This is a genomic window from Streptomyces desertarenae, from assembly GCF_042681365.1.
GTDB classification, from domain to species: Bacteria; Actinomycetota; Actinomycetes; order Streptomycetales; family Streptomycetaceae; genus Streptomyces; species Streptomyces desertarenae.
Window position 1 is genome coordinate 13,670 of the sequence record NZ_JBHUFU010000021.1, and the last position, 18,408, is coordinate 32,077.

An 18,408-nucleotide genomic window follows, 5' to 3' on the forward strand; every position below is an offset into this window, starting at 1 on the left:
ATGCGCTGCCTCAACCCATCAGAACTCAGGGGAAATACATGTCAGGAACCACTGTGCCCGCCGACACCCGTTCGGGGGACTGGCTGGACATGGCAGAGCTGCACAGCAGTGTTTCCGAGCCGGTGCTCGACACCATGAACTTCCTCAACGAGATAACCCATCGATACCCGGATGCGATTTCGTTCGCACCTGGGCGCCCCTATGACGGTTTCTTCGACACCGAGCAGGTGATCGGCCACATTCGCCGGTATCTGGACCACCTGGCCGAGCAGGGCGGATCGCCTGACGACGTGCGCACGGCCCTGTACCAGTACGGACCCACGGCAGGGCTGATCCGCGACATCATCGCCGACTCGCTACGGGCGGACGAAGACATCGACGTGCCGGCCGACTCGATCGTGGTGACCGTCGGCGCCCAGGAGGCCATGCTCCTGGTTCTGCGCGCGCTCATCGCGGGCCCCGACGACGTACTGCTGGTGTCCAGCCCCTGCTACGTCGGGATCACCGGTGCCGCCCGGCTGCTCGACGTGCGCGTCCGCCCGGTGGAGGAGCGCGAGGAAGGGTTCAGCGCCGCCGACCTGGAGGCCGCGGTGCGGGACGAGCTGGCGAACGGCCGCCGACCGCGCGCGTTCTACGTGGTGCCCGACCACTCCAATCCGTCCGGTACCACCATGGGGACCGAGGCCCGCGAGGAACTCCTGGGACTTGCCGAGCGCTACGACTTCCTGGTCCTGGAGGACAGCCCGTACCGGCTGGTCAGCCCCGGCACGCCCCTGCCCACGCTGAAGTCCCGGGACCGGACGCGCAGGGTCGTGCATCTGGGCTCGTACTCCAAGACGGTCTTTCCCGGTGCCCGGGTCGGCTTCGTCGTCGCCGACCAGCGTGTCCGTGACGCCGACGGCGGCGAGCATCTGCTGGCCGCCGAGCTGACCAAGATCAAGAGCATGGTCACGGTCAACACCTCCTCGCTCGGCCAGGCGGCCGTGGCCGGTGCGCTGCTCGGCGCGCGGGGCCGGCTGTCGCAGGTGAGCGCCGGAGCGGCCGACCACTACGGCAAGGCGATGCGGGAGATGCTGCGGCAGCTCGACGCCCGGCTTCCCGCGGAGCGCCGCGAGGCCCTCGGCGTGAGCTGGAACCGGCCGACCGGTGGCTTCTTCCTCACCCTGCGGGTCCCCTTCACGGTCGACAACGACCGGCTGATCGTTTCCGCGCAGGACTTCGGCGTCATCTGGACGCCGATGAAGCACTTCCATCCCGGCACCGGAGGCCACCACGGCATCCGGCTGTCGACCAGTTACCTGACGCCTGCCGAGATCGAAGAGGGGACCGCGAGGCTCGTGCGCTTCGTCGAGGCGCAGAGCAGCGCGTTCTGACCCGACCGGTCAGGCTGCGCAGATCCCAGCGAGAGAGGACGTACACGTGTCCGAACCGAGTCGATGCCGACGACCGCGGAGCAAGCCGCGTATGTGGGGGTGGATGTTCCGATGACCCCGGCAGCCGGGCTGCGACCCCGTGCCCTGGGTGTGGGTACGGCGGTGACCGGCACGTCGTACACCCAGCAGGAGGTGCTCGACGCCTTCGACATCAACGACCCCAAGATCCGGTCGCTCTTCCTCAACAGCGCCATCGAGCGCCGCCATCTGACGCTTCCCCCGGCTGACGGTGCGGGCGGGCGCGTCCACGAGGCCCAGGGCGACCTCCTCGACAAGCACAAGGCGACGGCGCTCGAGATGGGTGCCGAGGCCCTGCGCGCCTGCCTCAAGCGGGCGGGGGCCGAGCTCTCCGATCTGCGCCACCTGTGCTGCGTGACATCCACGGGACTGCTCACCCCCGGACTGAGCGCCCTGCTCATCAAGGAGCTCGGCATCGACCGGCACTGCAGCCGCTCCGACATCGTGGGCATGGGCTGCAACGCCGGTCTCAACGCTCTGGGAGTGGCCTCCGGTTGGGCCACCGCCCACCCCGGCGAACTGGTCGTCGTGCTGTGCGTGGAGGCCTGCTCCGCCGCCTACACCATGGACTCCACCATGCGCACAGCGGTGGTCAACAGCCTGTTCGGCGACGGCGCCGCCGCGCTCGCGATCCGCTCGGGCCCCGCTCCGGACGAGACGGCCGTCGTCGAAGGGCCGCAGATCCTGAAGTTCGCCAGCTGCCTCATCCCGAACGCCATCGACGCCATGCGCTACGACTGGGACCGGGACCAGGGCCGCTTCAGCTTCTACCTGGACCCCCAGGTCCCCTATGTGGTCGGCGCCCACGCCGAGCTGGTCGTCGACCGGCTGCTCGCGGACACCGGCCTGCGCCGCAGCGACATCGCCCACTGGCTGGTGCACTCCGGCGGCAAGAAGGTCATCGATGCCGTCTCGGTCAACCTCAGGCTGACCCGGCACGACGTACGGCACACCGTCGGTGTGCTGCGTGACTACGGAAACGTGTCGAGCGGCTCGTTCCTGTTCTCGTACGAACGGCTCCTCGACGAGGGAGTCGCCCAACCCGGTGACTACGGCGTGTTGATGACGATGGGCCCGGGTTCGACGATCGAAACGGCGCTGGTCCAGTGGTGAATGTGGAGGACGTCATGGAAGACGCACTGACTCTGGTGATCGACGGTACCGAGCCGCCGTCGGCGGCGACGGCTGCGGCCGTGCAGGCATTCTGCGACGCGGCCGAGGACCAGGCCGGTTCCGGCGCCGTGGTCCTGCGGGTGAGCGGAGCACCGGCCGAGGGATGGACCAGCGGTCTCGACGTGACCGTGGTCAACAAGTGGGAGCGGGCGCTGCGCAGGCTGGAGCGGCTCGCACGGGCCACCGTGGCCATCGCGTCCGGCGACTGCGGCGGCGCCGCCCTCGATGTCTTCGTCGCCTGCGATATCCGGGTGGTCACGCCCGACACCCGGCTCCTGGTGGCCAGGGACGCCGCCGCGACCTGGCCGGGTATGGCCGGATTCCGGCTCGTCCAGCTGGCCGGAGCCGCCCGGGTCCGTCGTGCGCTGCTGTTCGGGGAGCCCATCGAGGCCACCGCGGCGCTGCGGACGGGACTCGCCGACGAGATGACCGAGGACCTCGCGGGTGCGCTCGCCACTGCCGTGGACCTGGTGGGCGGGCTGGCCGGGGCGGAGATCTCCATCCGCAGGCAGCTGCACTTCGATGCCGCCACGACGAGCTTCGATGAGGCCCTCGGTCAGCACCTGGCGGCATGTGACCGGGTTCTGCGTACGCCCGTGAAGGTGGCGTGATGAGCGTGGCGCTCTGGCCGGAGGTCCAGGCGGCGGTTGCGCACCTCGACCGGCTGCTGGCCACGCTGCCCGAGCCCGGCGCCCGCCTGCCCGAACAGCAGGCGGAGGTGGCCGCGGTGAAGGACGCCGCGCGGACGCTGCGGATGCGCTTCCTGGAGGCGCGGATCGACGCCGTGTACGACCGTCTGACGGACGGCCGCACCAGGGAGCTGCGCACAGTGGAGCTCGTCGAGGCCGCGGCGGTGGAGTTCCCCGGCCTGGTCCCGACAGCCGAGCAGGTGGCCGCGGACCGCGGTCGGCCGCAGGCGGACAAAGAGGGATACGAGATCGACCAGGGCATCTTCCTGCGAGCCGTCCTGGGATCGCCCGAGGCCGGCACGCACCTGCTCGACACGATGCTGCGACCCACCCCCCGGGCACTGCGGCTGCTGCCCGGATTCCTGCGCACGGGCGTCCTTGAGACAGCGTCGGTGCGGCTGGAACGGAAGGACGGAACGGCACATCTCACGATGTGCCGCGACGACTGCCTGAACGCCGAGGACGACCGGCAGGTCGACGACATGGAAACCGTGGTCGACCTGGCGCTCCTCGACCCGCAGGTGAAGGTGGGCGTGCTGCGCGGCGGCACGATGACCCACCCGCGCTACCGGGGCCGGCGGGTGTTCAGCGCAGGGATCAACCTCAAGAGCCTGCACGCCGGGGACATCTCGCTGACCGGGTTCCTGCTGCGGCGCGAGCTCGGGTACATCCACAAACTCGTGCGGGGGATACGGAGCGACGACGCGCCCTGGCACTCCCCGACGGTCGAGAAGCCGTGGGTGGCGGCCGTCGACACCTTCGCCATCGGCGGCGGCGCGCAGCTGCTGCTCGCCTTCGACCACGTCCTCTCCGCGTCGGACGCCTATCTCAGCCTGCCCGCCGCCCGCGAGGGCATCGTGCCCGGCGCCGCGAACTTCCGGCTCGGCCGGCACACCGGCCCCCGGACCTCCCGGCAGATCATCCTCCAGGGCCGCCGGATATGGGCCACGGAGCCCGATGCGCGACTGCTGATCGACGAGGTGGTGGAGCCGCAGGAGATGGACGCGGCCGTCGACCGCGCCGTCGAGCGGCTGAGCGGCCCGGCGGTCGTACCCAACCGGAGGATGCTGAACCTGGCCGAGGAGCCGGTGCACGCGTTCCGGCACTACATGGCCGAGTTCGCCCTCCAGCAGGCGCTGCGCCTCTACGGCGAAGACGTGATCAGCAAAGTGGGCCGGTTCGCGGAGGAGGGGCGGTCGAGGTGTCCGGCGGGAGCGTGACTCGTGCGGCGGGCCGTGCCCGCGCCTGCCGCCCTGTTGCTCCGAGCGGAAAGAGACGGCCTGATCATGAGCAGATCCGGGGCTGAGGAGCGCGGTGCCACCATCTGGCTGACCGGGCTGCCGAGCGCGGGCAAGTCGACCATCGCCGCCTCCGCCGCATGGCGGATCCGGGCGTCCGGGCGCCGGGTGGAGGTGCTGGACGGGGACGACATGCGCCGGTTCCTCTCCGGCGGGCTCGGCTTCTCCCGCGCGGACCGTCACACCAACGTGACCCGCATCGGTTTCGTCGCCGAGCTGCTGGCCTCCCACGGCGTGCTCGTCCTCGCCCCGGTCATCGCACCGCACGCCGAGGCCCGTGAGGCCGTGCGCCGCCACCACGAGGCGTCCGGTACGCCGTACCTGGAGGTCCACGTGGCCACGCCGGTGGAGGTGTGCGCCGGTCGTGACGTGAAGGGCCTGTACGCCAAGCAGGCCGCCGGCGAGCTGACCGGGCTGAGTGGGGTGGACGACGCCTACGAGCTGCCCGCCGATCCGGACATGCGGATCGAGGCCCACCGGCAGAGCGTGGACGAGTCGGTGCGGGCGCTGCTGGATCTGTTGAAGGGAAAGGGCATCGCATGACGTCATCGACCGCAGTGGCCGAGGAGACGGGCAGGTCGTACGTCCTCACCCATCTCGACATCCTCGAGTCCGAGGCGGTGCACATCATCCGCGAGGTGGCGGGGGAGTTCGAGAAGCCGGTGCTCCTGTTCTCCGGCGGCAAGGACTCGATCGTGATGCTGCATCTGGCGCTGAAGGCGTTCGCGCCGGCGCCGATGCCGTTCCCGCTGCTGCACGTGGACACCGGACACAACTTCCCGGAGGTGATCGGCCACCGCGACCGGACGGTGGCGCGGCACAAGCTGCGCCTGCACGTCGCGTCGGTGCAGGAGTTCATCGACGAGGGCCTGCTGCGCGAGCGCCCGGACGGGACGCGTAACCCGCTGCAGACGGTGCCGCTGGTCCACGCCATCCGCGAGCACCGGTTCGACGCGGTGTTCGGCGGGGGGCGCCGTGACGAGGAGAAGGCGCGGGCCAAGGAGCGGGTGTTCTCGCTGCGGGACGAGTTCTCGCAGTGGGACCCGCGCCGTCAGCGGCCCGAGCTGTGGAACCTGTACAACGGCCGGCACGCGCCCGGCGAGCACGTACGGGTGTTCCCGCTGTCCAACTGGACCGAGCTGGACGTGTGGCAGTACATCGCCCGCGAGGGCATCGACCTGCCGGAGATCTACTTCGCCCACCGGCGCGAGGTGTTCCGGCGGGACGGCATGTGGCTGACCGCGGGGGAGTGGGGCGGACCGAGGGACGGTGAGCCGGTGTGCGAGCGCATGGTGCGCTACCGCACCGTGGGCGACATGTCCTGCACGGGCGCGGTGGACTCCGACGCCACCGATCTCCGCGCCGTGATCGCCGAGACAGCCGCCTCCCGGCTCACCGAACGGGGGGCGACGCGGGCCGACGACAAGCTGTCCGAGGCTGCGATGGAGGACCGTAAACGCGAAGGGTACTTCTGACAATGACCAGCACCACGGCACACGCGGCGGCGACCACGCTGCTGCGGTTCGCCACCGCGGGCTCCGTCGACGACGGCAAGTCCACCCTGGTGGGCCGGCTGCTGCACGACTCGAAGTCGGTACCGGCCGACCAGCTGACGGCTGTCGAGCGGGTTTCGAGGAGCAGGGGCCGTGGCGCCCCCGACCTGGCCCTGCTGACCGACGGTCTGCGCGCGGAGCGCGAGCAGGGCATCACCATCGACGTGGCGTACCGCTACTTCGCCACCGGCCGGCGCCGGTTCATCCTGGCCGACACCCCGGGACATGTGCAGTACACGCGGAACATGGTGACCGGTGCCTCCACCGCCGAGCTGACCGTGGTCCTCGTCGACGCCCGCAACGGCGTCGTCGAGCAGACCCGCCGCCACGCCGCGATCTCCGCGCTGCTGCGCGTGCCGCACGTGGTGCTCGCCGTGAACAAGATGGACCTCGCGGACTACGCGGAGTCCGTCTTCGCCGCCATCGCCGAGGAATTCACCACGTACGCCGAGGAGCTGGGCGTCCCGGAGGTCACCGCGATCCCGATCTCGGCGCTCGCGGGCGACAACGTGGTGGAGGCTTCCGCGCACATGGACTGGTACGCGGGCCCGACCGTCCTCGAACACCTGGAGACGGTCCCGGTCGGCCATGGCCTCGCCACCCGCCACGCCCGCTTCCCCGTGCAGGTCGTGATCCGTCCGCAGACCGCCGAGCATCCCGACTACCGCGGCTACGCCGGACAGATCGCCGCCGGCAGCTTCCACGTCGGTCAGGAGGTCACCGTCCTGCCCTCGGGCCGGACGACGGCCGTCGCGGGCATCGATCTGCTCGGCGAGAGCGTGGACGTGGCCCGGGCTCCGCAGTCGGTCTCCCTGATCCTGGCCGACCAGCTGGACGTCTCGCGCGGCGACCTGATCGCCGCGGCGGCGTTCGCGCCCCCCGTCACCCAGGACATCGAGGCCACGGTCTGCCAGGTCGCGGACCGGTCGCTCGCTCCGGGCGCCCGCGTCCTGCTCAAGCACGGCACCCGCACGGTCAAGGCGATCGTCAAGGACATCGTGTCCCGGCTTTCGCTGGACGACCTGACCCTGCACCCCGAGCCCGGTGCGCTGGTGGTCAACGACATCGGGCAGGTGGCGATCCGTACCGCCGAGGCACTGCCCGTCGACGGGTACGCCGACTGCCGCCGTACCGGGTCCTTCCTGCTCATCGACCCGGCCGACGGCACCACACTGGCCGTCGGCATGGCCGGCCGCGCCTTCGCCGAACCGGCCGCCGAGGCTCTGGAGCGCGACGGCGAGGGGTGGGACTTCTGACCGGCGCACAGCCGACGACAGCACCGGGAGAGCCGGTACGCCGAGGGCGTACCGGCTCTCCCGGCGGCTGACCACCGTGCGGTTCGGGGTCAGGCGGGAACGACCTCCACCGGCAGCGACCGCAGGCCGTTGACCGCCCACGTGGAGTGCCAAACGGGCGGGCTCGCGAGCGCCAGAGACGTGTCGGCCGTGCTCAGCTCCACGAGCAGCGCCCGCATCAGTACACGTACCAGGGCCGCACCGAGACAGAAGTGCATGCCGCCGCCGAGGGACAGGTGCGGGTTGGGGCTGCGGTCCAGGACCAGCTCCTCCGGACGGTCGAAGACGGCGGCGTCCCGGTTGGCGGAGGAGATCCACACCGCCACCGCCTCACCGGCCCTGATCGTCGTGCCCGCCAGTTCGGTGTCGCGGACCGCGGTGCGCATCACGTGTGTGGCCGGCGCGGTCCAACGCAGCAGTTCGTCGACGGCGGTGCCGACACCCACCCGACCCTCGCGCAGCGCCTGCCACGCGGCCGGGTGGTCCAGCAGGGCGAGGAGCCCGCCGTTCACGGCGTGCTGGACCGTCTGGCTCGCGGCGACCACGATGTTGTCGCAGGTCAGGACGATCTCCTCGTCCGACAGGGAAAGACCTCCCGCCCGCGCGGCGAGCAGGGTGTCGATCAGGTTCTGGCCGGCTTCCCCCCGTTCCGTGCCGAGCGCCTGCAGGAAGTACGTCATCACGTCGTGGTGTCCGAAGGAGCCGTGTTCCGACTCGTCCACCGAGCGGCGGGTGGCGTCGAGGATCAGCGGAACGTCCTCCGCCGGGATGCCGAGGATCTGGGCCTGGACCGCGAGGGGAAACCTCATGGCCACGTCGGTGGCGAAATCGCCACCGCCGCGCGCGCGCAGGCCGGCCAGGAGCGAACCCGCGACCTCACGGGCGAGCGCGCCCAGTTTCTCCACGGCGCGCGGCGTGAACATCTGGGCGACGGCCCTGCGCAGATCGGTGTGGCGTGGCGGGTCGGTGAGGACCGGCATCTTGCCGGCGCCGGGGTAGGGTGCCGCGTTGTCGTCCGGGCGCAGCAGCACTCCGCGGGTGGAGGTGAACACCTTCCAGTCGTGCAGCACCTCCTTGCCCACGGAGTGCCCGACCACGGCCCAGTGCTCCGAGCCGGTCCCCGCCACCTGGCGGTGGACGGGGCCGGCTTCCCGCATGGTCCGCCAGATCTCGTGCGGATTTCCCTCCGAGTACAGCGTCGGATCCAGCAGATCGACCGTCAACGACACGGACAAGGACGCCCCCGGCTCTCTCGATGTCCTGGAAAACTCATGGTGGTGTGCGGAGCGACGCGTACGTCGTCAGGTCTGCCGGGCGAGCCCGGGCTCGTGGTCCAGGGCCGCGGTGAAGTCGGCGAAGCGGGAGGCTTCGAACAGCACCTTCACGGGGACGGCGATCGCGTGCCGGCTGTTGAGCGTCGCGACGATGCGCAGCGCGGCGAACGACGTGCCGCCCGCGTCAAAGAAGTCGGTGTCGTCGTCGACGCCGGCGCCGATCACCTCCTCCCAGACCGTCCGCACCGCAGAGCGCAGTTCTTCGCCTGTCATCTGTGTTGCCTCCTCGTCACTGCGGTCAGGAACGACATCACGCTGCTCCTCGACGCTTCGTGGGCCGTGAGCCCGGTCGGGTCACTGTCGATACGCACGGTGTGCAGCTCTCCCGCAGGGAGCCAGCCACGGTGGTCGGAGTGCTCGCGGGAGAGGACCTGGAGCATCGGCCCGACCGGCCCGTCGGGCAGCTCGCCCCGTGCCGCGAGCAGGTAGGAGAGGTACGACAGGTGCTGCCGTACGAAGTGCGCCACCGGCTCGATGACCACTTCGTCCTCCAGCCCCAGGGCTCGCAGGGCCCTCTCCGCACGCCTTGTCAGGTCCTCGCGGACGGCGTTCAGGAAGGCCTCCGGTTCGGAGGGCAGCTCCCCGAGCGGCCCCGGCGGCTCACTGCCTCCCGGCACCTGGGCGACCGCGGTGGCGTAGGCCCGCGCGATGTCGTCGTCGGTGGCCGGCATCGGGTCGAAGAAGATCAGGGGGCGCGGTTCACGGGACCGATGTGCGAGGTGCACCGCGATCGCCGAGGCGGCGCAGTACGCCAGGATCGGCTCGGGACCGTCGTCGAGCCGGGCCGCGTACGCGGGGCCGGTGCCCTCGATCGGCGGGGAGTCGCCGAGCAGAGCGACCATGTCGTCGAGCCCCAGCGCGGTAACCGGGGCCTCCGCCCGGCGCCCCGGGTAGTCCAGGACTCTCAGCATGCTCCATGCCCTCCCCGCGCGCTGACGGCTCACCGCGCCCGCTCGTCTGTTAGCCGGGCCACGTGGTCCGCGAAGTCCGCCAACACGGGGTGGTCGACGAGGAGCTGGACGGGCACCTCGACATCCCACTCGCGGCGCACCGACGCGGTGACGAGCACGGCCTGGAAGGAGTCGCCGCCGCCCGCGAAGAAGTCGTGGTCGGTCGCGGTGACCTCGATGCCGAGTGCGGCCGACCAGAGCTCGGCGATGCGCCGCTGGTACGTCGTGGTGGCCTCGGCCATGGTCGGTTCGGCCGTCATCGGCCACCTCCGGTCGTCAGGGACTGCGCGACCGAGTTGCGGTCGATCTTGCCGCTCGGTGTACGGGGCAGTCCGGGCAGTACGGTCACCGAGGCGGGCAACGAGGCCTCGGGCAGCAGCTCGGCCAGAGCCGCACGAAGATCGCCGGGTTCGGTCCCGTCGGGGTGCAGGGTGATGGCGGCGCGCAGCTGGCGCGAGCCGGCGACCGGTTCCACGGCCACACAGACCGCGGTGGCGACGCCGGGCTGCTGCATGAGGCAGGCCTCGATCTCGAGGAGGTTGACCCGGACGCCGCGGATCTTGACGTCGTAGTCGAGACGGCTGAGGAAATGCACCAGGCCGTCCTCGACGCGCACCAGGTCGCCGGTGCGGAACGCGCGGGTGTGCCCGTGGGGAGTGCGTTCGACGGTGACGAAGCGCTCAGCGTTCAGCTCCGGCCGGTCGAGGTAGCCCAGCGAGACCGGGGCGCCGGCGACGAGCAGTTCGCCGATGGCGGGATTCTCCGGGTCGCTGGGGTCCACCAGCAGTTCGCAGCCCGGCAGCGCCCGGCCGATGGGCGGCAGCAGCGGCCAGTCCGCGCGGTCGGCGGGCAGGTTCCACGCCGTCACCACGTGGGTCTCGGAGGGCCCGTAGTGGTTGCCGAGCCGGGCCTGGGGCAGAGCTGCGAAAAGGTCCTTGATGGGTGGTGTGCACAGCAGCTGTTCGCCCGCCGTGTTCACCTCAAGCAGGGACAGTCCCAGGTCGCCGCCCTGCGCCGAGGCCGCCACGGCCAGCATGTGCAGGGCCACATAGGGAAGGAAGAGGCGTTCGACGGAGTGGTCCGCCAGCCAGGTCAAGAAGGTGAACGGGTCGCGTCGCAGCGACTCGGGGGCGATGACGAGGGTGCCGCCGTCGCACAGAGTGCTCAGGATCTCCTGGAAGCTCACGTCGAAGTTCAGGGGCGCGAACTGCGCGGTCCGCAGCGCGGGCCGGACGGAGTCCGCGCGCTGCCAGGCCACGAGGGGGTCCAGACAGCTGTGCTGGAGCGTCACGCCCTTGGGCAGGCCGGTCGACCCGGAGGTGTAGATGACGTACACGGGGAAGTCGGGTCGGCAGGCGACAGGCCGGAAGCCGTCGGACCCGGCTCCGGTGGGGTCCCCGATGGCGAGGGCCGTGGCCTCGTCGGCGATCTCCGGCTCGACGCCGTCGTACAGCAGCAGACTCGCCTTGCTGTCCCGCAGCATGAAGGCCAGCCGTCGCACCGGGTACGACGCGTCCAGCGGCACGTAGGTGGCGCCGACCGCGATGGTGGCGAGCAGGGCCGTGACGGTGCGTGCGCCGCGTGCGCCGGTCACCGCGACCCGGCTGCCCGGCCCGACGCCGTGGCGGACGAGCCGCCCCGCGAGCTCGGCGACCCACCCCCACAGCTCCTCGTACGTCAGTCGGGTCTCCCCGTCGATCAACGCCAGGTGGCCGGGGTGCTCCCGCACCGCGCGGACCAGCCCGTCCAGCAGGCACCCCGGTTGCGCGGGACCGCCCCACAGCGTCAGTGGCCGCGCCGTCTCCGCCTGCCCTGCTTGACACATGTGAACTCCCCACGTGCGACGGTTGCCGTCACCGTCGTCGAGCATGTTCGTGGCGACCGTCGAGGATCGCGAGGGACTCTGTCCTGACCGAGCTTCAGCGCTGCTGTCCGGGCATCACGTGGTCCGTCTCCGGCACGCTTCGCGCCGCAGAGGACACGTGGAAGGACACGCAGGCAGTGGCGGGACCAACTCCTGTTCCCGGAGCGGGTCGTCGCTGGATCGTATCCACAGCCCCGCCGCTCAGTGAAGGCGCGTACGAAGAGCCTGAACACCCCCGGGACGACGGCGCCGACCGGATGCGCGGCGAGCGTTGCCGGGAATGAGCGCAGGTCGTTACGGTCGCAGCCGTTCACGCCCAGCACCCACCCCTGACGACCCCTGGAGGCTGCCTCGTGCGTTGGGACGATGTGTATGTCCGGTCCTGTGCAGTTGCCCTGGGCGAACGGGAGCCGGTGACGGACGCGGTGAGAGCCGGCCGGTACGACCCCGCCGTCCGTGAGGCGCACGGCTACGAGTCGATAGCCGTCGCGGACGGCGGCTGCGCCGCCGACCTGGCCGTCGATGCCGCGCGGAGCGCGATCGCCCGGTCCGCGGTCGACCCGGCCGAGATCGGTCTGTTCGTCCATGCCTACGTGGACGAGCAGGGTCCGGAGGGGGTCGCCGAGCCGGCCTCGTACGTCCAGGGCATGGCCCACGGCGGCCGGGCCCGCGCCTTCGGGCTGCGGCAGGGATGCAGCGGGGCGCTCGCGGCGCTTGAGGTCGGTGCGATGTACGTGTCCGCCGACCGTGCGGTCGTGCTGACCTCGGCGGACTCGTTCAGGCGCGAGGGCGACCGGTACAGCGACGACCAGGGCGCGGTGGCCGGCGACGGGGCGACCGCCGTGGTGCTGGGCGGCGGGGACGGCGTCGCGCGGCTGCTCGCCACCGACATCGTCGGCGACGGCAGGTTCAGTGGGCTGGCCGGGCTCGACCCCGCCGGGTTCCAGGACCGCCGCGAGTACCTCCGGGCGCAGCGTCAGCGGGTCATGTCGATGATGCGGACGATGAACGAGGCGAAGCGCGACTGCGTGCGGGGCGCGCTCGCGGACGCCGGGCTGGAGGCCCGTGACATCAGGCACTGGCTCCTGCCTTACACGGGACGCTTCCTCGTCGAGGGCGACTTCCTCGACGAGTTCGGCATCGACCCGAAGCGCACGACGTGGGAACTGGGGCGTACGGTCGGCCATCTCATCAACGGTGGTGACTCGTTCGTCGGACTGACCCACCTGCTGGAGACGGGGACCGCGGAGGTGGGGGACCGGGTCGCCCTGCTGGGCGACTCCACCGGGTTCAGCTTCAGCTGCGCCGTGCTGGAGATCCTGGCGCGACCCGCGTGGCAGGCCGGCGGCTGACGGCGCCTGGTTCCCGGACGACGCACGGCACCCCTCGCCCGCTCCGAGCGGACGAGGGGTGCCGTGCGTGGTGTCAGGCCGTCCGTGACGTCCCGTCCGCCGCGAGGTGGTCCGCGACCACCTCACCCACCCCGGCCCAGTGGTCGTCGAGGTAGAAGTGCTTGCCGACGAAGACGTGCAGGCCGAACCGGCCAGTGGTGCGGGGGGCCCACTCTCCGGCGTCGTGGATCGAAACGACGGGGTCGCCGCTGCCGGTCAGGGACACGATCGGGCAGGTGAGCACGGAGTCGTCGCGTCGGTGGGACTGCAGCATGCGGTAGTCCGCGCGCAGTGCGGAGAGCACCAGCGCACGGAGCTCCGGATGGTTGAGGACCCTCTCGTCGGTGCCGTCCAGTACGGCGAGGTCCGCGATCAGCTCCTCGTCGCTCTGCGGACGCGTGTGCCTGGGGAGCGACTGGTGGGGCGGCCGCGCTCCGGAGGCGAACAGCGCCAGCGGCGGGGTCCCCTCGGCCTCCAGGTGCTTGGCCACCTGGAATCCCAGCAGTGCGCCCATGCTGTGCCCGAACAGCACCAGCGGCCGATCCGCTTCGCGCCTCACCGCGGCGAGCGTGCGCTCGGTCAGCTCCGCGAAGTCGGCGACGTACGGTTCGCTGATGCGGTCCATCCGTCCGGGATACTGCACGGCCAGCACCTCGGCGGTGGAGGCGAGCGCCGCCGCCAGCGGCCGGAAGTAGGTCGCGGACCCCCCGGCGTGCGGGAGGCAGACCACCCGCACCGCCCTGTCGGACGCCGTCTCGAACCGCCGTATCCATTCACCCTGTTCCTTGACCATGGCTTCTCGTTCGTCGTTCACACGTGGGTGAGCTGGGGGACGGGTGGTCCGCTGATCGTGCCGTCGGGAGCACGCCGGACCGCGCGGATGCCGGGCACCAGCGGGGTGAGGCCGCACGGGACGACGATCACCACGGCGGCGATCAGCAGCGCTTCGGCCTGACCGGCCTGGGCGGCCAGCGGACCCACCAGGGCGAGACCCAGGGGCGCGGCGACGGTGGAGATCAGCCAGTCGTAGGACTCGACCCGGGACATCACCTCGACGGGGATCAGCTGCTGCATCGACGCCTGCCACAGGGCGTCGAGGAACAGGGTGGCCGCACCGCTGAGGAAGGCCGCGCCGACCACGCACCACAGGGGCATCGGCACCGCGAACGCCAGCAGCGGCAGCGCGGTCAGGATCAGCGCGAGGTTGCCGACGACCAGGGGTCTGCGCGGTTCCAGCCTCAGCGCGACGAATCCGCCCGTGAGGGCGCCGGCCGCGAAGCCCGACACGATGACGCCCCAGGCGGACGGCCCGCCGAGGGACTCGTTCGCGATCACCGGGCCGAGCACGTAGTAGGCCGCGACCGCCAGGTTCTGCAGCATGTGCACGAGCATGTTGAGCCACAGCCACCGTCGTACGGACAGCTCGCGCCAGCCGGTTCCGAGGTCGCGCCAGAAGGTCTCGGCCGGGGGGAGGCTGCGCGGTGCGAGCCGCAGCATCGCCAGCGAGACGGCGCTCACGATGAACGTGACCGCGTCCGCCGCGAGTACCAGACCCGGACCCCACCAGGTGATCAACACGCCCGCCAGTGCCGGGCTCAGTACGGTGGAGGCACTGATGCAGAAGGACATCAGCGCGTTGCCGCGCTGGAGTTGTTCCGGCGGCGTGATCTCCGCCATCAGGCCTCTGGCGGCAGGGGCGAAGAACGCCTGGGCGCCACCGAAGACCGCGGCACCGACGGCGAGATGCCACACCTGGGCCGCGCCGGTCACGAGAAGACCGGCCAGAACCAGCTGCGCGGCCGCACGGACCAGGTCGGACGACAGCATCAGGATCTGACGGCGCAGCCTGTCCGCCCACACCCCGCCGACCAGCGAGAAGACGATCTGTGTCATGACCTGCGCGGTCATGACCAGCCCGATGTCGGTGACCGAACCGTCCACCGCGAGCACGGCGAAGATCAGCGCAACCTTGGTCATCCCGCCGCCGGCGGCCGACACCGCCTGCCCGATCCACAGGATGCGGAAGTCCCGTATGTAGAGCGGCGCCAGCGCCTCGGCCAGAGCCGACCGCTTGCCACCGCTCCTGCCCTGTGCCATCAGCGTGTTCCCCGCCGTGCCGAGACGTGCGTCAGGCCGCGAACGGGGCCGATGTGCTGTGAGATCACAAGTGGGTCCTTGTCTGGGATCGCTGTCGGACTGACAGCCGGGACGGTCATAATCGTGCTCATGCGGTCCGTTCGGCCACCGCGCGCAGGGACTGTTCAAGGATCGCGAGCCCCTCGGCGAGTTCCGCGTCGGAGGCCGTGAGCGGCGGCAGCAGCTTGACCACCTCGTCCCGAGGACCGGCGGTCTCCACCAGCAGACCCCGGGTGAAGGCCTCGTCGGCCACCTGGTCGGCCACTCCCTCCCCGACCACCAGGCCGTGGACGAGACCGCGGCCTCGGGTGGGCAGACCGAGACCGGCATGGGGCCGGACGATGTCCTGGAGCGCGTTCGCGATCCACTCGCCCCTGGCGCGCGTCGACTTCTCCAGCGCGTCGTCCCGCCAGTAGGCGGACAGCGCCGCCGTTGCGGTGACGAACGCCGGGTTCACGCCGCGGAACGTGCCGCTGTGGGCGCCCGGCCGCCAGACGTCCAGCTCCGGCCGGACCAGGGTGAGCGCGAGCGGCAGCCCGTATCCGCCGATCGACTTCGACAGACAGATCATGTCCGGCACGATGCCCGCGTCCTCGAAACTGAAGAACGGACCGGTCCGTCCGCAGCCGGCCTGGATGTCGTCGACGATGAGCAGGACCTCGTGCTGCCGGCACAGGTCGGCGAGCGCACGCAGCCACTCCGTGCTCGCGACGTTCACCCCGCCCTCGGCCTGCACGGTCTCGACGATCACCGCGGCCGGCCGGTCAAGACCGCTGCCCGGGTTGGCCAGGAGCCGAGCCAGGTATTCCGGACGGGACTGCCCCTCCTGTCCGTCGAACGGCACCGGGGTCGCGCCGGTGAGCGGTACGCCGGCGCTCCGGCGGTGAGCGGGGTTGCCCGTGACCGCGAGTGCGCCGAGCGTCGCTCCGTGGAACGAGTTGGTGAAGTGCACGACCTCGCTGCGGCCGGTGATCGTGCGGGCCAGCTTCAGGGCCGCCTCGACGGCGTTGGCGCCACCCGGGCCAGGGAAGATCACCTTGTGGTCCAGGCCCCGCGGCTGCAGCACGACCTCGACGAGTGTTTCGAGCAGGTCGTGCCGTGCGGTGGTGAACATATCGAGCGCGTGGGTGACGCCGTCGTTGCCGATGTAGTCGAGGAGCGCTCGTTTGAGCACCGGATTGTTGTGCCCGTAGTTCAGCGAGCCGGCTCCGGCGAAGAAGTCGAGCCAGCTTCGGCCGTCCTCGGTGTGCAGGCGGCTGCCGGTCGCGCGGGAGAAGACGACCGGCCAACGCCTGCTGTAGGACCGTACGTTCGATTCGTGCTGCTCGAAAATACTCATGAAAGTCCCTTCTTCGTGCACGGAGTGGCGCGACCGCAGTCGGCTCTGGTCAGGAGATGTAGGAGTAGTACGAGCGCAGGCCCGGCATGAGCAGACCGCGCGGCAGGCCGGCGACGACCCCGAGGGCGAACAGCGAGTTGTACCGCAGGTTCTTCAGCGGCATGCCCTCGCGCACCGCGGCGAGGCCGCGCAGGGCGCTGGCCCGGTCGTGCCAGTCGATGTTGAACGAGATCGACGCGCCGGGGGAGATGACCTTGTGCAGGGTGCCGGGCGGCATGTAGAAGATGTCACCCGCCTCGACGTCGCACGTCAGCACCGTCGCGTCGCGGAAGAGCGGGTGCCGGTCGAGGTCGGGAGCCTCCGGGTCGACCTCCGCCCACCGCCAGTTGTGGGTGTAGCACTTGTCGCGCTCGGCGTCGGCCACCATGACGAACCGCTTGGACCCCTGTATCTGGAAGAACAGGTTGTGGGTGAGCAGCGTGTCGAAGTGCAGCGGCGTCACCGCGCGCGCGGGGCCGACGAAGAACTGCGTGAACTTCCACCACTGCTCGCGGAAGAACGGCGGGAAGTAGTCGACGGGGAACGGCTCCAGGTCGTGTCGCAACTCCGGAAGCATCGAGAGCAGCGGTACGTCGTGCAGGTAGCCGGGCGGATCGCCCGCGTCGTCTCCCCGGGCGACCGCCGTCTCCCACTGGGCGAGTTCGCGAGCGTAGTCGCCGAGGCTGACGACGGCGGTGCGGCCTGCGGAGACGGTGCCCACCTTGACCCGTACCTGCTGCTCGGGCGCCACCTCGCCGAGGTGGGCGGCCGACCATGTGGACACCGCGGGCATGTGCGCGGCCGCGCCGCGCATCACCACCGGCCTGCGCCCCATGTATGTGGAGCGGAACTCCTCGGGGCTCAGCTCGGTCCGCACGTCCACAGGTACCGGTGGGGCCGTCGTTGTCACTGGCGTCTCCTATCGTCATTCCGCGTCGGCGTGCCGGCAGGGCCCGCGGGCACCCGCGCGGGTACCGCTGCGACCGGGATCGTCGGCGGCCGGTGTCCAAGTGGGGCGCGGCATCGGTCGAACAGTGCGTGGTGGCCCCTCCGGGAAGGCCCGTGTTCGGACGGACCGCTTGGACGTGTTCCGCCCGACTCATAACCTCTCGGATTGCAGGGTGCGCGAGTTCAGGTCGCGGCGACACCCCGGTTTTTGGTCACCAAGGCCTGCCGAGTGCTTCTACCAAGGTTCGAGCATTACCAGGCCCGGCCATATGGTCAAGGGCGGACAAGTGCGGTCCGTGTGGCTGGGCACCTGCCGTTTTCCGTTTCTTGACACTCCCATTCGGCCTGACCTAGCTTCCATCCGGTGGAACTGCCGAGAATGAATGCTCGGGCCGTCCGCACAGGCGGCAGAGAATATTCGGCAGTAACTCCCACCGGTAGCACATCCCGCCTATCCCCCATCGGGGCCGACAGTATGGGACCTCTGATCCGATGTTCGACAACGAGAACACCCAGTACCTCGTGGTGGTAAACGGCGAGGAGCAGTACTCGATATGGCCGGCGGTCCGTGACCTGCCGGACGGCTGGACGTCGGTGGGCGACCCCCGCCCTCGCCAGGAATGCCTCGACCACATCGAAAGCGTGTGGACCGACATGCGGCCGAAGAGTGTGCGCGAGGCTCTCGAAAACTCCGGATCTCTCATTGGACAGGGAAGTCGAATGGTACTCTCGCAGCTGGTTGACGCCGACGATCTGAAGGCGATGTCCCCCGAGGAGCTTCGCGATATGCTGGCCAGCCTCGACGACGACGTGATCTATGGTGACGACGGCGATGTCATCGAGCCCAACCCGGGTAACGAGACGGCCTAGCCGGGCGCATTCGTCCCGAATTCTGTGACGTAAATTATGCGTCCATTTTCCGTGTGCCACCGGCTCGCTGTTCGCCGA

The 18,408-nt window shown here is 70.5% G+C and carries 18 protein-coding genes; 9 read left to right on the top strand and 9 right to left on the bottom strand.

Going from position 1 to position 18,408, the window contains the following annotated elements; translation table 11 throughout:
• Positions 1–38: 38 nt before the first annotated feature.
• The 7 genes from ACFSJS_RS25030 to ACFSJS_RS25060 all read left to right on the top strand — a co-directional run bounded on the left by ACFSJS_RS25030 (position 39) and on the right by ACFSJS_RS25060 (position 7,420).
• Positions 39–1,373 carry an aminotransferase-like domain-containing protein gene (locus tag ACFSJS_RS25030; RefSeq protein ID WP_380904226.1) on the top strand — a complete coding sequence of 445 codons (1,335 nt, stop codon included), beginning with the start codon at positions 39–41 and terminating at the stop codon, positions 1,371–1,373.
• Between the two features lie 111 nt (positions 1,374–1,484).
• On the top strand, positions 1,485–2,564 hold the full coding sequence (dpgA, locus tag ACFSJS_RS25035; RefSeq protein ID WP_380904228.1) for a 3,5-dihydroxyphenylacetyl-CoA synthase DpgA: 1,080 nt from the start codon (positions 1,485–1,487) through the stop codon (positions 2,562–2,564).
• Positions 2,565–2,578: 14 nt separating this feature from the next.
• The gene (gene dpgB / locus ACFSJS_RS25040) at positions 2,579–3,235 is read left to right on the top strand and encodes an enoyl-CoA-hydratase DpgB (protein ID WP_380904230.1); all 657 of its coding nucleotides are present in this window, start codon (positions 2,579–2,581) and stop codon (positions 3,233–3,235) included.
• Positions 3,235–4,533: a (3,5-dihydroxyphenyl)acetyl-CoA 1,2-dioxygenase DpgC gene (gene dpgC, locus ACFSJS_RS25045; protein WP_380904232.1), complete on the top strand. Its 1,299-nt coding sequence runs from the start codon at positions 3,235–3,237 to the stop codon at positions 4,531–4,533. Before dpgB ends, dpgC begins: the two co-directional genes overlap by 1 nt.
• Before the next feature lie 66 nt (positions 4,534–4,599).
• Positions 4,600–5,154, top strand: a complete 555-nt coding sequence (gene cysC, locus ACFSJS_RS25050; protein WP_380904234.1) for an adenylyl-sulfate kinase — start codon at positions 4,600–4,602, stop codon at positions 5,152–5,154.
• On the top strand, positions 5,151–6,086 hold the full coding sequence (cysD, locus tag ACFSJS_RS25055) for a sulfate adenylyltransferase subunit CysD (protein ID WP_380904236.1): 936 nt from the start codon (positions 5,151–5,153) through the stop codon (positions 6,084–6,086). Before cysC ends, cysD begins: the two co-directional genes overlap by 4 nt.
• 2 nt (positions 6,087–6,088) lie before the next feature.
• Positions 6,089–7,420, top strand: a complete 1,332-nt coding sequence (locus ACFSJS_RS25060) for a sulfate adenylyltransferase subunit 1 (protein WP_380904238.1) — start codon at positions 6,089–6,091, stop codon at positions 7,418–7,420.
• 89 nt (positions 7,421–7,509) lie between these two features.
• On the opposite strand, the gene ACFSJS_RS25065 is transcribed toward ACFSJS_RS25060, so the two are convergent.
• The 5 genes from ACFSJS_RS25065 to ACFSJS_RS25085 all read right to left on the bottom strand — a co-directional run bounded on the left by ACFSJS_RS25065 (position 7,510) and on the right by ACFSJS_RS25085 (position 11,568).
• Entirely contained in the window at positions 7,510–8,688 is a 1,179-nt protein-coding gene (locus tag ACFSJS_RS25065; RefSeq protein WP_380904298.1) for a cytochrome P450, read from the bottom strand.
• Between the two features lie 72 nt (positions 8,689–8,760).
• Positions 8,761–9,006: a phosphopantetheine-binding protein gene (locus ACFSJS_RS25070; protein WP_380904240.1), complete on the bottom strand. Its 246-nt coding sequence runs from the start codon at positions 9,004–9,006 to the stop codon at positions 8,761–8,763.
• Positions 9,003–9,704 carry a hypothetical protein gene (locus ACFSJS_RS25075; RefSeq protein ID WP_380904242.1) on the bottom strand — a complete coding sequence of 234 codons (702 nt, stop codon included), beginning with the start codon at positions 9,702–9,704 and terminating at the stop codon, positions 9,003–9,005. The genes ACFSJS_RS25070 and ACFSJS_RS25075 overlap by 4 nt, the downstream gene beginning before the upstream one ends.
• A gap of 29 nt (positions 9,705–9,733) precedes the next feature.
• Positions 9,734–10,003, bottom strand: coding sequence for a phosphopantetheine-binding protein (locus tag ACFSJS_RS25080; protein ID WP_380904244.1), 270 nt, complete (start codon positions 10,001–10,003; stop codon positions 9,734–9,736).
• The gene (locus ACFSJS_RS25085) at positions 10,000–11,568 is read right to left on the bottom strand and encodes an AMP-binding protein (RefSeq protein ID WP_380904246.1); all 1,569 of its coding nucleotides are present in this window, start codon (positions 11,566–11,568) and stop codon (positions 10,000–10,002) included. The genes ACFSJS_RS25080 and ACFSJS_RS25085 overlap by 4 nt, the downstream gene beginning before the upstream one ends.
• 452 nt (positions 11,569–12,020) lie before the next feature.
• On the opposite strand from ACFSJS_RS25085, the gene ACFSJS_RS25090 reads away from it, so the two are divergent.
• On the top strand, positions 12,021–12,959 hold the full coding sequence (locus ACFSJS_RS25090; protein WP_380904248.1) for a ketoacyl-ACP synthase III family protein: 939 nt from the start codon (positions 12,021–12,023) through the stop codon (positions 12,957–12,959).
• A gap of 73 nt (positions 12,960–13,032) precedes the next feature.
• Here the strand turns inward: ACFSJS_RS25090 and ACFSJS_RS25095 are convergent, their stop codons facing one another.
• From ACFSJS_RS25095 to ACFSJS_RS25110, 4 genes are all read right to left on the bottom strand, one after another.
• Entirely contained in the window at positions 13,033–13,791 is a 759-nt protein-coding gene (locus ACFSJS_RS25095) for a thioesterase II family protein (RefSeq protein ID WP_380904250.1), read from the bottom strand.
• Positions 13,792–13,808: 17 nt separating this feature from the next.
• The gene (locus ACFSJS_RS25100; protein WP_380904252.1) at positions 13,809–15,095 is read right to left on the bottom strand and encodes an MFS transporter; all 1,287 of its coding nucleotides are present in this window, start codon (positions 15,093–15,095) and stop codon (positions 13,809–13,811) included.
• Positions 15,096–15,222: 127 nt separating this feature from the next.
• Entirely contained in the window at positions 15,223–16,473 is a 1,251-nt protein-coding gene (ectB, locus tag ACFSJS_RS25105) for a diaminobutyrate--2-oxoglutarate transaminase (protein WP_380904254.1), read from the bottom strand.
• A gap of 49 nt (positions 16,474–16,522) precedes the next feature.
• Positions 16,523–17,422 (bottom strand): cupin-like domain-containing protein, encoded by a 900-nt coding sequence (locus ACFSJS_RS25110; protein ID WP_380904256.1) that lies wholly within the window; start codon positions 17,420–17,422, stop codon positions 16,523–16,525.
• 530 nt (positions 17,423–17,952) lie between these two features.
• Here ACFSJS_RS25110 and ACFSJS_RS25115 point away from each other — a divergent pair.
• Positions 17,953–18,330: an MbtH family protein gene (locus ACFSJS_RS25115; protein WP_380904258.1), complete on the top strand. Its 378-nt coding sequence runs from the start codon at positions 17,953–17,955 to the stop codon at positions 18,328–18,330.
• Positions 18,331–18,408 lie beyond the last annotated feature (78 nt).

Excerpts from the sequence above, each read along its gene's own strand:
- ACFSJS_RS25030 (WP_380904226.1), top strand. The coding sequence starts at position 39 with ATGTCAGGAACCACTGTGCCCGCCGACACCCGTTCGGGGGACTGGCTG.
- dpgB (WP_380904230.1), top strand. The coding sequence starts at position 2,579 with ATGGAAGACGCACTGACTCTGGTGATCGACGGTACCGAGCCGCCGTCG.
- ACFSJS_RS25080 (WP_380904244.1), bottom strand. The coding sequence starts at position 10,003 with ATGACGGCCGAACCGACCATGGCCGAGGCCACCACGACGTACCAGCGG.
- dpgA (WP_380904228.1), top strand. The coding sequence starts at position 1,485 with ATGACCCCGGCAGCCGGGCTGCGACCCCGTGCCCTGGGTGTGGGTACG.
- dpgC (WP_380904232.1), top strand. The coding sequence starts at position 3,235 with ATGAGCGTGGCGCTCTGGCCGGAGGTCCAGGCGGCGGTTGCGCACCTC.
- ACFSJS_RS25085 (WP_380904246.1), bottom strand. The coding sequence starts at position 11,568 with ATGTGTCAAGCAGGGCAGGCGGAGACGGCGCGGCCACTGACGCTGTGG.
- ACFSJS_RS25115 (WP_380904258.1), top strand. The coding sequence starts at position 17,953 with ATGTTCGACAACGAGAACACCCAGTACCTCGTGGTGGTAAACGGCGAG.
- ectB (WP_380904254.1), bottom strand. The coding sequence starts at position 16,473 with ATGAGTATTTTCGAGCAGCACGAATCGAACGTACGGTCCTACAGCAGG.
- cysD (WP_380904236.1), top strand. The coding sequence starts at position 5,151 with ATGACGTCATCGACCGCAGTGGCCGAGGAGACGGGCAGGTCGTACGTC.
- ACFSJS_RS25075 (WP_380904242.1), bottom strand. The coding sequence starts at position 9,704 with ATGCTGAGAGTCCTGGACTACCCGGGGCGCCGGGCGGAGGCCCCGGTT.
- ACFSJS_RS25100 (WP_380904252.1), bottom strand. The coding sequence starts at position 15,095 with ATGGCACAGGGCAGGAGCGGTGGCAAGCGGTCGGCTCTGGCCGAGGCG.
- cysC (WP_380904234.1), top strand. The coding sequence starts at position 4,600 with ATGAGCAGATCCGGGGCTGAGGAGCGCGGTGCCACCATCTGGCTGACC.
- ACFSJS_RS25070 (WP_380904240.1), bottom strand. The coding sequence starts at position 9,006 with ATGACAGGCGAAGAACTGCGCTCTGCGGTGCGGACGGTCTGGGAGGAG.
- ACFSJS_RS25095 (WP_380904250.1), bottom strand. The coding sequence starts at position 13,791 with ATGGTCAAGGAACAGGGTGAATGGATACGGCGGTTCGAGACGGCGTCC.
- ACFSJS_RS25060 (WP_380904238.1), top strand. The coding sequence starts at position 6,089 with ATGACCAGCACCACGGCACACGCGGCGGCGACCACGCTGCTGCGGTTC.